At 39.2% G+C, this 13486-nt stretch carries 19 protein-coding genes; 9 read left to right on the top strand and 10 right to left on the bottom strand.

The features are described from left to right. The first annotated feature begins 237 nt into the window (after positions 1 to 237). The 4 genes from KJB35_RS00535 (at position 238) to KJB35_RS00550 (ending at position 2556) form a co-directional block, all read left to right on the top strand. Entirely contained in the window at positions 238 to 795 is a 558-nt protein-coding gene (locus KJB35_RS00535; protein WP_285468901.1) for a hypothetical protein, read from the top strand. Positions 796 to 810: 15 nt separating this feature from the next. Then, positions 811 to 1362: a hypothetical protein gene (locus tag KJB35_RS00540; RefSeq protein ID WP_285468902.1), complete on the top strand. Its 552-nt coding sequence runs from the start codon at positions 811 to 813 to the stop codon at positions 1360 to 1362. 338 nt (positions 1363 to 1700) lie between these two features. Further along, entirely contained in the window at positions 1701 to 2408 is a 708-nt protein-coding gene (locus KJB35_RS00545) for a hypothetical protein (RefSeq protein ID WP_285468903.1), read from the top strand. A gap of 10 nt (positions 2409 to 2418) precedes the next feature. Continuing rightward, complete coding sequence (locus KJB35_RS00550) at positions 2419 to 2556, top strand: hypothetical protein (protein WP_285468904.1); 138 nt, start codon at positions 2419 to 2421, stop codon at positions 2554 to 2556. Between the two features lie 59 nt (positions 2557 to 2615). On the opposite strand, the gene KJB35_RS00555 is transcribed toward KJB35_RS00550, so the two are convergent. The 5 genes from KJB35_RS00555 to KJB35_RS00575 all read right to left on the bottom strand — a co-directional run bounded on the left by KJB35_RS00555 (position 2616) and on the right by KJB35_RS00575 (position 5370). Then, positions 2616 to 3230 (bottom strand): STAS-like domain-containing protein, encoded by a 615-nt coding sequence (locus KJB35_RS00555; RefSeq protein ID WP_285468905.1) that lies wholly within the window; start codon positions 3228 to 3230, stop codon positions 2616 to 2618. Positions 3231 to 3232: 2 nt separating this feature from the next. Continuing rightward, on the bottom strand, positions 3233 to 3703 hold the full coding sequence (locus KJB35_RS00560; RefSeq protein ID WP_285468906.1) for a hypothetical protein: 471 nt from the start codon (positions 3701 to 3703) through the stop codon (positions 3233 to 3235). 84 nt (positions 3704 to 3787) lie between these two features. Next, complete coding sequence (locus KJB35_RS00565; RefSeq protein ID WP_285468907.1) at positions 3788 to 4066, bottom strand: hypothetical protein; 279 nt, start codon at positions 4064 to 4066, stop codon at positions 3788 to 3790. Positions 4067 to 4200: 134 nt separating this feature from the next. Further along, positions 4201 to 4539 (bottom strand): hypothetical protein, encoded by a 339-nt coding sequence (locus tag KJB35_RS00570; protein ID WP_285468908.1) that lies wholly within the window; start codon positions 4537 to 4539, stop codon positions 4201 to 4203. A gap of 177 nt (positions 4540 to 4716) precedes the next feature. Further along, a complete protein-coding gene (locus tag KJB35_RS00575) occupies positions 4717 to 5370 on the bottom strand; it encodes a hypothetical protein (protein ID WP_285468909.1) in 654 nt (217 codons plus the stop codon). 215 nt (positions 5371 to 5585) lie between these two features. Between KJB35_RS00575 and KJB35_RS28410 the strand changes: the two genes are divergently transcribed. The 4 genes from KJB35_RS28410 to KJB35_RS00590 all read left to right on the top strand — a co-directional run bounded on the left by KJB35_RS28410 (position 5586) and on the right by KJB35_RS00590 (position 9836). Continuing rightward, the gene (locus KJB35_RS28410) at positions 5586 to 5813 is read left to right on the top strand and encodes a helix-turn-helix domain-containing protein (protein ID WP_373417386.1); all 228 of its coding nucleotides are present in this window, start codon (positions 5586 to 5588) and stop codon (positions 5811 to 5813) included. Between the two features lie 471 nt (positions 5814 to 6284). After that, positions 6285 to 8450, top strand: a complete 2166-nt coding sequence (locus KJB35_RS00580) for a hypothetical protein (protein WP_285468910.1) — start codon at positions 6285 to 6287, stop codon at positions 8448 to 8450. A gap of 209 nt (positions 8451 to 8659) precedes the next feature. Beyond that, positions 8660 to 9010: a hypothetical protein gene (locus KJB35_RS00585; RefSeq protein WP_285468911.1), complete on the top strand. Its 351-nt coding sequence runs from the start codon at positions 8660 to 8662 to the stop codon at positions 9008 to 9010. A gap of 226 nt (positions 9011 to 9236) precedes the next feature. Beyond that, the gene (locus KJB35_RS00590; protein WP_285468912.1) at positions 9237 to 9836 is read left to right on the top strand and encodes an AAA family ATPase; all 600 of its coding nucleotides are present in this window, start codon (positions 9237 to 9239) and stop codon (positions 9834 to 9836) included. Positions 9837 to 9923: 87 nt separating this feature from the next. Here the strand turns inward: KJB35_RS00590 and KJB35_RS00595 are convergent, their stop codons facing one another. The 3 genes from KJB35_RS00595 to KJB35_RS00605 all read right to left on the bottom strand — a co-directional run bounded on the left by KJB35_RS00595 (position 9924) and on the right by KJB35_RS00605 (position 11437). Beyond that, positions 9924 to 10385: a hypothetical protein gene (locus KJB35_RS00595; protein ID WP_285468913.1), complete on the bottom strand. Its 462-nt coding sequence runs from the start codon at positions 10383 to 10385 to the stop codon at positions 9924 to 9926. A gap of 61 nt (positions 10386 to 10446) precedes the next feature. Further along, positions 10447 to 11091, bottom strand: coding sequence for a DUF262 domain-containing protein (locus KJB35_RS00600; RefSeq protein WP_285468914.1), 645 nt, complete (start codon positions 11089 to 11091; stop codon positions 10447 to 10449). Next, complete coding sequence (locus KJB35_RS00605) at positions 11081 to 11437, bottom strand: hypothetical protein (protein WP_285468915.1); 357 nt, start codon at positions 11435 to 11437, stop codon at positions 11081 to 11083. The genes KJB35_RS00600 and KJB35_RS00605 overlap by 11 nt, the downstream gene beginning before the upstream one ends. Before the next feature lie 250 nt (positions 11438 to 11687). Here KJB35_RS00605 and KJB35_RS00610 point away from each other — a divergent pair, with 250 nt between their 5' ends. Further along, complete coding sequence (locus KJB35_RS00610; protein ID WP_285468916.1) at positions 11688 to 11981, top strand: hypothetical protein; 294 nt, start codon at positions 11688 to 11690, stop codon at positions 11979 to 11981. A gap of 100 nt (positions 11982 to 12081) precedes the next feature. Here KJB35_RS00610 and KJB35_RS00615 read toward each other — a convergent pair whose 3' ends face one another. Both KJB35_RS00615 and KJB35_RS00620 read right to left on the bottom strand, forming a co-directional pair. Continuing rightward, entirely contained in the window at positions 12082 to 12510 is a 429-nt protein-coding gene (locus tag KJB35_RS00615; RefSeq protein WP_285468917.1) for a hypothetical protein, read from the bottom strand. 99 nt (positions 12511 to 12609) lie between these two features. Beyond that, a complete protein-coding gene (locus KJB35_RS00620; RefSeq protein WP_285468918.1) occupies positions 12610 to 13485 on the bottom strand; it encodes a hypothetical protein in 876 nt (291 codons plus the stop codon). Position 13486: the final 1 nt, after the last annotated feature.

Below are 13486 nucleotides of genomic sequence, written 5' to 3' on the forward strand. Positions count from 1 at the left end.
TACGGAAACAAGAAACCAATTTCACAAGAGCGGCACATGCTCGTGAATGATTTGTGCAGTAGTCTTTGCAGTAAAGTTATAATGCCACAACATCCGTTTGAGTTCTATTACATTCTAATTACTAATTGTCCATAGGAAGACTAACATCCACCAGCACCAATGAAGCTACAACAACATTGATGCCAATCAGTCATTGTGGCACTATTACAAAACAACCAATTCAACAAGATGCATTTCATGAACGATAATGATCCGAGTCTAGATATAATACAAGGCGTAGAAAAAGTGAACGTCATTTCAACATCGGTGTGGGTAAAGCGCACGAACAAAAATACCTTTGTGATCTACGCAAAGCACAACCACCCAAGGTTCACTGAATTCCCTTTTGCAGTAGTGAAAATTAACCCTGACTATTTCTCAGCGCGAACTACCAAAGAGATTGTGACAAAACTTGCCATTATTGCAGGTGTAAAGGAATCACTTGAAATACATGGTGAAACACTGAACATAAACTCCGACGCTAAAGACCCTTCTGTGACGAAAGTTTGGATAGAGTCAGGTATGTTTGGAGAAAAGCACATTATGGTGTCGGTAGAAGAGAACGACACTCCTTTCAGAGCAATTACACTTAACTACAACTATGGATACACTAGTAACGCAGGGATACGAATGAATGCGGAAGAGATGGCATCCTACCTTGGTTACGATAACGTAGAATTCTTTTCTTCAAATAGAACTCTAGATGAAATGAAACAAATCATTGAAGACGACTATGAAGCGAATGCTGAATCTTGAAAGGGCGGAAGATAAATGACTCAAAGCAAAATTGATGAGCTAAACATAAACAAGGTTCAATCACTAGAGGTTGTCTCAACAACTTTATGGCTACATAGGACAAACAGCAAAACACTCGTAATATATGTAAAACACAATGACTCAAACTATGACCCTTTCCCTTTTGGTCTTGTGAAGATAGATTCAAGATACATATCACCAGAGACTTCTAAAGCGATTGCCTATGAAATTGCAAAAATGGCAGGTTCGTTCGATAGCATCCCTTACATTGGTGAAGAGTTGGCAGGGTGTGAAGGGACTATTGAGCCACTTAGGGAGGACGTGTGGGTTGAGGGTGGTATCTTTGGAGAGTATCACGTCATGATTAAAATTGAGGGTGTCGAGACGCCATTTAGAGCGGCTATGCTTGAATACGATTACGCGTACACCAGTAACGCTGAAGTAAAGAAAAATGCAAAGAAAGTGGCTTGTCTTTTTGGTGCTAAAGAAGATGTAGATGTTAGGAGTCACTTTACATTAACGGATCATGTTCAGAATCTATATCAAGAAGATTTTGCTACAAGTTAAGGCGATCGGTAGACCTTAAAAGGCGTTCAAATTAAACAAAGAACTCTGTCATGGTGCGATAGGTATATTAAGCCAATCGTCAGTAAATTTAGTTGGGTATTTGATGCTGGTGGATGTCCTAAGCTCCCACACTCAAATTAACCAAATAATCAAAAATTAATGTGGGGAATGTGACCATCAAAAAAGGGCTCTTGCAAATTTGTTGCAGTCTCAAGCTGATAATGAAGATTGGGATTAATTTTCTCAATTTGGCATTGCAACACCAAGTTGATGTGTTATAATCAATTTTATGGAAGAGGTGGTCTCTTCCATTTTTTTGCACAGGTAACGGTAACATTATGAAAAATTACGAAGATTTATGTGGTCAAATCTTTTCTAACTTTGTTCAACTAAAACAAACTCTAGATCAAGATAAATTCTTTGCCCCTGTCATTCAGGTAGTTCCGGTGATCAGCGATCGACCTTGGATTTATGACGCCGTTAAGCAACAGGTAATCACTTACACATCAGCTAACCACACATATTATGGACTTGGTGTAGGCGTTCTTCTGGCACATGCTGAAGACCTCTCTAGAATTTTATCGAGAGTAAACACGTTTCTTGAAAACTTTACAGACGTGCAAGGATTAACAAAGCTTAGCGAAATACATACAAGATCACTGGCAATGCGTGTTGCGGGTATCTTGAAGAATGGTAATTTTAATAAGACAAACTTGATGTACGGCGAATTGACAGAGGATGAGTCAAAGACTGATTTTGCAACCTGTCCTTGTTACATTGAAGAGTATGATTTACTTAAAATCGAGCAAGATGGTGGCGATGTCATCACACCGAGTCTTCTAATTCAGGGAATGTCAGATATGTTCCAGCTACTTGGCGAACTCTTCAACCTTGAAGGTGAGTTTTTTCAATTAGTTCAAAGCATTCACACTTCATCGGGTTTTGTAGGTGTTGTTGTGAATGAGCTAGGTAAGATTGAGCAAATGGTCGGCCAACTATCTCTTTCTGTTAAAGAAGATATGACAACCATCAGCCGCAAGATTTAGGGAGAACGAAATGCTAAACAAACAAGGTGTATGCATTCATTGTTACCGAGAGTTCGATCTTGAGTGGGAGCTTGAGACATTTGGAGAGAATGGTTTAAAGGAAGGATCTCGTTGTCCTTCCGATGATTGCCCAAGCAACGAAGAATAATAAGTTTGAGAGGCATACGTTCCATGGCGCGTATGCCTTTTCTGATCAAGAAGGCTTAGTTACTTTGAACTGAGGGGCGTCACATCACCAGCTAACAACACTTCATGTTCAGAGATTGTCCATGCTTGCCACTTGGACTGGATATCAAGAAACATCTGAGGTTCGACAGAGAATAGTACAGCAAGCTTACAAAGCAATACTGGGCAAAATGGCACTTTCGAATTCAAGCATTCTTCAATTTTAGTTTTATCTTCGTGAATCAGGTAAGAGAGCACAGTACTACAAAGACCATGTTTTTGAAGATAATCTTCCTTGATTACGTCCCCCAGCCTCCTTGGCGGGGTATTCAGCATTTGCAGAGTTTTATTATTCAAGTCTTCCGCATACCGACTTAGCATTGCAGATACAATCCTTTGACCAAGTGGAGGCAAGTTAGCAAATTCAACTCTTTGCTGGAAATTCTCGAATCCTTCTTTAGTCCCCTCAGAGGCAACCAAGATTAACTTGTGAAAGAAGGGCGGAGCTAAATGCTTAACTCCGCTAAAATCTATGAGAATGTGATGACCAGCATGAAAATCAGCAAGAAACACATCGAGCAATTTGGTTGCTGACTTATGAGAGATTGGGTTTTGACCAATACTTTGAGTGACCGAATATCTTAAAACCTTGGTCATGATTAAGATGCCTTAATGATACCAAGTGGGGCTACAATGCCAGTAACAGAAATCCAACGGTACGAATAAGCCATCTTTGAACCCTCAGTACACATAATTTGTAGTTTACTTGTTACCTTAGTGGTCTCAATATCACACAACATAAACTCACTAAATTTCTTTTCAAGATCGGCTTTGCTGACCCCTTTGTTCATGATGTGATAGTTTAAGTCTTCACGTGTGTTTTTACGCCAACATATAGCTGAATTGGCACCTGTGATTGTTTTCTTTAGTGAAGACATAAACAAGTCGAATTCGCGAGCTTTTACAACGTCGATTTTTTGTAGATCAGTAAAAATAACGCTGGCTAATTCTGTGAGTTCTTCAAGCAGTGAATCATCAATTTTTTGAGATTTACTGATGTGCTTACCAATAGTATTGAAAGCATATCGGATACCAGAAATTGCGTTGCCGCTTACAGATTTACCTTTCATTGTGTTGTTACCTTACCTGCGTTTTTAAACCTTAGCTATAGTACCACAATCAGATTAAAAGGCAATATTCTGAAGTTTCTCTATCTATTTGTATTCTAACAACAACCAGTTTCCTCCTTGGTTTATTCTAGTGTGGTAATGCAACTTGCCGTTGTTTGTGAACCAATCATGGAGACGCTCTTCCATAAATCCATTAGCGAGATGTTGAGGTTTGTAAGGTAAAGCGGGTGGTTCGCTCTTTTGCTGTTCCGAATAAAGCGTCCACAGGCGGTGAGGAGACTTTGTTCCTATGTTTGGAGTTTCGAATATTAGCCCATTCTCACGTTTTTCTGCTTTGGGCATCCAGATTAGTTTTTGCTTCATGTTACCTTCTTATTTTGAGTGTTTTGAAATTGAAAACTTTGTCTCTTTAAACCGCTGGTCATTGGCTGAAAAAATTGGCTCTTCTCGAATCAACCAAAGCAAGCTAAAGCACCAGAGCTAATGTTAGTTCAACGTTAGGGGGTAAAACTTGCTGGGTCATTGCTCTCATCATTCACTGTTAGTTCTTTCATAATAGGGGTCATCCAAAGCACTTTTCCATTATGACGAACACATAAAGATGGGTATCCATTGTCGTTCAGTAACACTGTGCCAATGTCGTCCTCTTTTGCGCATTTTACTTCACCAAATCTACCAATACCGATTGTTTGCATTTTTATTGTGTTCAAAGGTAGGACTAGTTTTTGGTCGCTCACAGCTGAACTTGCTTCTGAATTGGCATCTAAATTCGCCTCAGAGCACCCAAGTAGAAACGTGACAGCAATGGTGATTAACAAATGAGTTGTCTTATTCATGATTTTTCCAATGTTAGTTTTTAAATAAATTTCAGCCAAAGACCACTGTTATAACAGCAATCTCATCCACCACCGCCCCTATTAACTGGTTCATTTTTTCAGGTTCAGCCGATTGGATTATTCGGATGAGATCTTTAGCAATAGCAATATTTAGTTGCTTCTCAGCATGTTACCTTCTTATTTTGAGTATTTTGAAATTGAAAACTTAGTCTCTTTCGGCTCGAATCCGAGCTCCGCAATCATATCAAGAAATGAAGGCAACTGAGTGAAAGGGTGAAGTACTAACCGACCACGACAAAAATTATCAAGAACTAATAGACCATCCCCAGTATGAATGCCGCCTCCTCTTAGAACTACATAATCAGCGGCAGAGTCCTTTAAAACTCCATATTGGAATTTAACATTGTTCGGTTTCCAGCGAGGTGAACCAAACTTTCTTAAAGGTTTACTACTGGTTTTTAAAGTAAATGAGAGGCTTCTGAGATCATATCCCCGCTCGAACAACTCCTCCACAAAGCAAGGAGAGTATTTGCTTTCATCAATCGCACTCTGCCATCTAACACCAAAAAAGAAGTTTAAAACAGAGGCTAGTTTGTCTATATCGACGTCGACATTAGAACCAACTAGAAGGAACATTCCTTTACCGTGCTTATTTGAGCCGTGGTATTTTATTGATACTTCGTTGTCTCTACATGACAAATGACTCTTATGTAATGGTAATTCTCTTAATAGATTTAATGATTTCGGCAGTCCTGCTGATATGTGTTCAGGAAAAAGGTTTAGTAAGAAATTGTCTGAAACACGTTGGTTAAAAAGGGGAGTGCACTTCATGATGAGCTCCAGTATTAGTTGCCGTAAGTTTGTTACTTTGACAGGGTGTTCACATATAGCCATAATGCCACATACAAACAATTAATTGCTAATATTTTATGCTCAACACCCAACAATCAAAGCCATCACAAATACGTGTAGGTTTAGAGTCAGAAAAGTATATTAAAAAGTTAAGTTCCAACGATTTAGGGTTAGGTGAGATTAAGCTCGAAATCATGTCAACACTTATCAAACTGAGTGATTCAGATGGATTCTCATTTCCTTCATATAGGCACGTAGCGACGCTAACAGGACTAAAACGTTCAACTGTCATCAGGAATATGAATGAACTTGTGCTGAATGGCTGGGTTATCAAGAAAACTGTAAAATCAGAATGTGGTAGGTTGGATTTAAACAACCTTTACCAACTTAATTTGAAGAAAATTGAAAAAATCCACACTTAGCCATTGTGCCACATTGGGATTTCAAATATAGTTTCAAACGTGAAGGCAAGAGTTAGTTACTCCTGATGAGCGCTTCGGCGCTGAAATATTATTTAGTTGGCTCGTTCAAAGCCAACTTTCCAACACTATCTCGCTATCCTTCACTCAAATTTATCAAAAGCCGCTTAATGCGGCTTTTTTTGTACAAACTTCACAGAAGAGTTCAACGAAAGATGTGGAGTCGCACTTTTGATGCTCGTAAAAAAAAACGGCAACGAGATACAGCTGACAGAGTTAGGTTCACTAGTTATTTCTTTACTGAAAAAAGCACTAAAGAACTCTCAACATAAAGGTGAGCAAGAGCTTTGGCGAAGTAAAAAGCTGAACAAGACACCTACGAGCTTTAAGGCTACGTCATCAGTGTCTTGTGAGATTCTAATCAATAACAGCTAAGAAATGTCTTTAACGACGAAATCAAGTAGGAAACTAGAAATGACAGAGACAATTTGCGAAACAAGGCATAACGAACTTGAGTCTAGAATTCTAAACAAGATTCTTGCCTCAAATGGATACTTGAAAATACCAAATACCCATGACTGTGTTGAAGGCATTGAGTTTTCGAATGAGCTAATGACAGTTATCCAAAACTTCATGTACTTCGGTTTTATGCCATCGATTGAGTCACAAAAGGCTTTGTCATCTCTAAGTCTGGATGAGCTCGTTGCATGGTGGTCAGATATAGAGCCTGTATTGGATGAACTTAAAGGTAGCTTTGCTACTGCAAGCGATCTAATCGTGTATAAGAACTTCCCTAAAGAGGTTCTTGCCATGGATGAAGCTGATTACTGGTTAAGGCAGACGCTAATTTACCTAGGTGTGGCAGTTGAGGATCTTCGTGAAGAAGAAGAGTCTAGAGCTCCATTACTTAAGGGCGAGAAATTTATCGTCTTGCAACCAGCAACACAGGATGAACCGTTAAATCTCTTAAAGAAGTTACTAGCTCAAACATCTAAATGGAATCTGGCACAAAAAGCTGAGGCTGAATTCTTTTATAAAAGTTTGCCTGTAGAGGTAGATCTCTCAAGTGTTAGTTTTAGAGAGAATGCCATGAGCTTAGCAATGATATCTCACAAGGCTGGTGGAATACCGCAATTCAAGAATGCTTTGGATGTTATCCGTTTTGCTGCAAGTTTATCTGATCTTAGTATTCGCGTGTCTGCTAGCACCCGTTTTCCTAGTTTTTCTAGAAAAGAACGACGAATGTTTCTTACGCAACTAGATGGTTGCGGAGACCTTCATCTCGCAGCGGCAAATAATCAAGCGTTATTTAAGCGCTTTATCTCCAAACTTCACCCACATGAAGGGAAAGTTACCTGTCCGAATGTAGTTGATGTACACAATAAGCTTTACTCGGGAATTGGTCTTAAAAGTAAACATGCAATCTTTCACAGTTCTTTAAAAAATAAAGACATTGGAATGCTTGATGATCTGCAAAAGTCACCAGTAGACTTCATGCGAAAACTTACCTCTTTGTACGGACAGTTCGGGTTACTTGCATTTGAGAGATTTGCGGTAGTTTTAAACGAGCTGAAAACTATGCACTTGTTGGAGATAAAGGCATACATTAAGACCCATAACGAAAGGCTCAAAACTCTAGCATTCCCGCGAGCTTCTTGGGCTACACCTCAAGTAAATGAACTGAGTGGAGGTCGCCCTGAATTCAATCGGGTGCATATTGCTTATCTAGTGACAGAGATAGATAAAGTGTTATTGTCTAGGTTAAAGGCTAAGTTTCCTGAAGGAGTTTCTGTTCAAGAGGGTCTCGAAAGACTGTATTTGCCAACAAATGACCTTGATTTAGCGCCTTACGGTAGGGGGACGGTCTTTCAGCTTGAGGAAAACACTAACTTTATCCGTACAAGTACATTTTGGGAGTTAGATTCTGGGAGAGGTTGGTTCGATAACGGTTGGGCGTTCTTTGATGATAATTTTAATGCCGTCTCCGCAGTAGATTGGGACTCATTTCAGTCTCAGAGCCTTCACGCAGGGGATAAATACCTTAAACCATCACGTGAAGTAGGTGGGTTGTTCTCTGGAGATGTCTCCCTTTCTGAATCTGGAAGTCAGGTAATAGATTTAGATTTGAAGAAGTTAGAGTCCAATGGTGTTAGGTACGCTGCTTGGTCTGTACTATGTTACTCGCACATCCCATTTAAAGACGCAAAGCGCGTTTATGCTGCAATGCAGCTCCTTGATGAACACGAAGAAGGTTCAATATTAGAACCTTCCCGTTGTAAATTCATGTTCGATATGAAGTCGAGCTCATTGTCGAACATTCCTTGCGTTGTTGACATAAAGAAAAGGGAGGTTATTTATTTTGATGCGAACTACCGCCTACCTGTAAGTGGCGTTTTAAATGCGATACCAGCATTAGAGAAGTTGCTAGAGCCGACCCTTGAATACATTCGCACAAAGCCGACTCTCTCTGATCTCTTTGAGGTTGTTGGGTCTGGTTTTGATGGACTGGGTTCAACACCAGCGACAATAGCAATGTCAGACAATGACTCAGCACTAAAAAACTGTCGTGCGTTTGTGTTCGAACACAACAACAAAGAAAGCTCTTTCACCAGACTAACTTTGCAAGATTTGTTGGACTAGTGGCAAGGAAAATAGTTTCCAAAGGTCTGGAAACAATGGGCACCATCATGGTGCCTTTTTTTTGTCTTATTGTTTTTTCTTAAAATACATAAGCCTGTAAAGGTTAACTCGGTCGCGGCACTACTTTTGTGTGTGTGAGAGTATTGTTGAGATTCAATACTGCATGGATTGTGGTAGTATTACGGAAGAAAAACTCAATAGGCGAAGAAATGACATTAAAGACCAACTCATCCCGAGCGAAATTTAAAATATCGCTTGATACTGGTTTAAAGGACTATTACAACCATTTTAAGAAAGCAAAAGATGACGACACCTTAGATATAATGTACGAGGGTTTAAATAAACAACTCGCCGCAACAGACTGGGATGAGTCGACAAAGAATCGAGTCTCAAATGATATCTATATTGCATACGGGAAGCGCCAAGAAGATTTCGATGGGATTGGTGGTGATTCTATGAACGTTCAGAGCAAACGAGTGGAAGCAATAGAGAAAGAATCTCCTTCAATGAGCGCAGAAGACAAGCTCGGCGCAGCTTTAAGAGCACTACACCAATCTTAAGATATTAACCCAGCATTATGTTTTGAAGGAGCGCGTGTCTAACTCGTGCTCTTTAAATGACAAAATTTCATACGATATTAAAATATAAAAAAGACAGTAATCAACACCTACCATATCCTGATAAATTACTTTGAATGCAAGCATTCCGACTGCTTATTTATTCGTATCGGTAAAAACTAAAAATCATCACTCTGTGTGAAATTTATTGTAGTAACAGGAGAATGATGTGCTAGTCACTTTTTTGATAGGTGTTCCATGCTCTGGAAAGTCAACGTATAGAAACCAGATGTTTGGAAAGAAGACATTCATCATCTCTCGTGATGATCTTAGGGACAAAATTGTTTCTGAAATGCGTCAAGCCGAGTTTGATGTTTCTTATGAAGATTTTTTTGCCAAACCAGAGGAAGGTGAAGAGTTTTCATCAAGACTTTACGAAGTCGTCAACGGCGAATGGAGTCTTGTGGCAGAAATGAACAAGCGTCTGAAAATCCGCTTCCAAGACCAAATTGAGCTAGCGAAAGAATTAGCCAAGTTTGGCTATGAAATTGTCATAGACTTACTCAATCATACATTGGCCGAGCGTAAGGTGTTTATTCAGACTTTCCAAGAATTGGACTCATCAGTTGAGTTCAATGCAGTGGTGTTTGATTTTGAGCAAAACAGAGAGAAGATCAAGGTTCTTAATGAAAGAAGAGCTCAACAAGGTAAAGCTATCCCATACTTCGTAATTGAGAAGTTTATGAGAGACCTTGAGGTTCCAAGTTTTCCATCAGAACCGTTCAGCAAAATAACCCATGTAGATGGCTTACAAGGCGTGAATTTGTAATCAAAAAAAAGACCTCGTTCTAATTATAACTTTTTAGAGTTGAGGTCTTTATTAATCAAGAGAAGTTAGCACGTTGGTTTGTTAATGCTAGAGATTTACAGACAAAGATTCTAAGCAATTGGGGCTAAGCATGGCGATGACTTTAAGCAAGGCATCTTTCTCACAGTTGTATTTGTCATATGCACAAATCCGTACGCCTCCGTTGCTGAATCGTTTAGATATAACCGATGGTAACTGTTGGTATGTCATCTCAGACGCATCGGGCAAAAACACACTCGAAGTTTTTGACTTGTTGTCCATAAATTCGAACATTGAAGAAAGATAAGAAGCGCCTTTGAATACGTCGTATTTATACTTACCATCTTCTCCGACGCTTGTAATAGCATGAAAATTGGGAAGAGTTATTCCACAAATCGAGTGATCGAAAGCGAAAGTCATGTCACTCACCTCATCATCCTTGCCGTGCAGAATGAAGTGACCTTCTTTATAAAATTCATAGATCTGTGAAATGGTGAGGTGAACCTCGTTAACCTTAATGGATTCCAACATACCTAACTCCAAAAGACGTTTAAGTTGTGATAATACTACAATCGGATGCAAATTCACATATTTAGGAAAGGAGCTTTCTTTTATAGTCAATAGCGCGAGCAATATCAGCCTCTGAGTGCGAAAAGTCGCGATTGATTGAAAGGTAAAAGTCCACAGCTTCGAGTTCAGTTTGAAAGGTGTAAGTTTTAAATAAGATTCCTGAAGTCCTCATTAAGGGCAAATCAGCGACCACTTCCTTTAACGAAACAAAGCTAGATAAATCGTGGTCAATTGGAATTAGAAAATCTGCATCTGAAAAAAGTTTAAGTAGAGCAGTCGTTCTCTGTAGTCCGTCTAAGATCTTGTAAGAGCCAAGTTCACCAACTCTGAAAAAGGTTATTTCGGGCTTGTAGCCTAAGAGTACGTTTAGAATGAACATCTGCTGTTTTTTGATTGACCACTTATCATTCTCTCTCTGAAATGCAGGTATGGCGTTAAGTATGATCTCGCTAGCTTTTTTAATGCAGCTCACACCAGAGACTGCTGAAAAGTCATCGAGCTCCTTTTGTTTTGGTTTATCAACTTTATGCAAGTACGAAGATAGGAGTCCGTCGAGGGGCACGTTGCATAGACCATGGTTCTTTTTAAATGCACTCTTCGAGATGCTTTTAGATAAGAGTGCCATTTCATCTGACAGAAAACGATGATTAAGTTTATTATTCAGCATAGTCACCACGCTTCAAATCGTCTGGCATTTCAATCCACTTTCCTCCCATTACACTAAGCGCTTGCAATTCAGTGTCTGGGTTGAAAAACTCTGTTCCATCAGGAAATCCGCAAAAGACTAACCAGCACGATTTATCATGAGGCATCTCTAAGCGCTTTCCGTCAAACTTTGTCCAAACTCTAGCTTCAGTCACAATACGGCGATCGCAATCAGATCTAATCATGTTTTCACAAAGGACAACATCACCAGATGAAATCCCGAATTCTTTCATTTCTTGGTTTACTATTAAAGCTTGTGCAAAGTATGGTACACCAATCTTTCTTGCCGCAGCATTAGCATCAAACATAGACACCTCGTTGTTCTTATTTTTTAATCTAAAATCCCAAAGAAAGGAGGGGCTTATCAAGAGGTTAAGATAAGTTTTTTCACCTTTTTCACCTTAACTGTACATAATAGTTGTTTTGATAACATGAGAAAGAGTCTCAAATAAACTTAATAGCAATAGATTTGAACGAATTTTATACTAAATGTATATTTCAACATTTAACACCAAAACAACTTGTGGCATTATAGCAACATTAAGATAGGAGAAAACCATGATTTTAAATCTAACCCCCTCACAAGCAAAAGTGCTCTTTTTGCTACTTGGAGAGCTTCGCGAAAACTATGCATGTGGTGGTTGTGACGATTTCACAATCCCGTCAGGACTTTTTAATGAAGATGAGCTTGAGTTTCTACGTTCGGAAATCAATGAATACAATAAGAAGAACGATCCGGATGCGGGACAAATTGAAACCCTTAATGAAGGTGACATTGTTAGTAATCACGAAATGCTATCCCCACTGCTAGCAAAAATGGCTGCATTTGTTCCGGCTAACTTTGAAAGATAGTGTTAAAGATAAGCTTCTGTGTGAGTAAAAGTTTGAGTGAATGCCACCGTTTACACCAATCTTTTACTCAGAAAAAAAGGCTCCATGTCGGAGCCTTTTGTTAAGCTTTAATCTTAAATGAGATATTATTTGAACTCTTTCTTTCCAAGAGTGGTTCCGTTGTGATTTTGGAAAATATTTCTATCAAACCAAATTGCGCAGAAATTTCCTTTGCTTCATTTAAAGTTAGCGCTTCAGGGAAATTTTTATCAACTGCATTTCCGAATCCCGTAACTATTTCGGAATGTACTTTTTCAAGATTTACAGTGGACATAAAAAGACTTGAGGTTGCTTTACACAGTTCTGCTTTGGACTTTTCACAAAATCTTCTAAAACGCTCTTGCGAGTTTGGGATTCGACTTGGTTCGATAACTCTTGCATGTTGCAGATCACCGTTAGCAGGGATGTGAGCAAAGTCATATCTCAACTCATCTTGAATTAAAGAAACTCCTTCTAGCAAGGTGTAACTATCTGAATAAACTTTAGACATCTTTTCTCTAATTATATAAATTCACAGAGAAAAAATCAGAAAAGAACCAAACTCAGTTGTTGATCTAAGCTTGGTTTCCTTCATATGAATGCATAAAACTTAGAAAGACCCATTACCTTCGATGTTAGACCTTGTCGCGTTCATAAGCTCTAGAGCCGTTGGTTGGATTATCTTCGCCCTAAATCTAATTACTCTTTTTACGTACGTTATAAGGAGCTCTCTTGCAAATTCACGCCTGTTTGGTGCAGCGTGCATCTTCCGTAATGTTACAGTCAGGTCACTACTGGATAATAAGTCGATGATCTCTTTACCTTCTGACTTGTTGATTAAAAATTCACTACATAGCCTGCTGTATTCATTGTTAAGAATCTCTAACATCTCTTCAGCATCTTCCTTCAATAACTTGCCGAGCGTAAATTTGGAGACTTTCTGACCAACTGTCCCAAAAATAATCGAACCAGCAACACCACCAACTGCCGCACCAAAAGGGGGCGGTAAAGGGATGAAATTCCCCCATATTGCACCTTGCGTGAACCCATATGAACCAGCAACAACACTTGAGCTAGTTACACTTATATTTTTCAGGAGTTGGCGTGCTGACACCTCTTTTTTAAAAAATCGATAAGCATCTGCACTTGATAGGACAGTGGTAGTTACAATCCCTGAAACTATATTCCCACGTAACATTTTACTTACGTTGTTTGCCGCTGCTGCCCCGTAAATACCAGAACCTCCTCTGAATGCATTAGCAATTTTTGAAGTTAGATCACTTCCCAATTGCGTCACAACCCAATCAGTAGTGTTTCTCAAGCCATGCTCAATTCCAGTACGACTTAGTTGAGATGTAGCAACGCTTGATATAAATGAAATACCAAAGGTTTTGAGCCCTGTCATAGATGCTGTTTTTAGAGCGACATCCCACTCATCACCATCCCAGACAGATAAAGCGAGTGATATTGCAACCGACAGCCCCATT

This window comes from Vibrio sp. D431a (assembly GCF_030248655.1).
Lineage (GTDB): Bacteria > Pseudomonadota > Gammaproteobacteria > Enterobacterales > Vibrionaceae > Vibrio > Vibrio alginolyticus.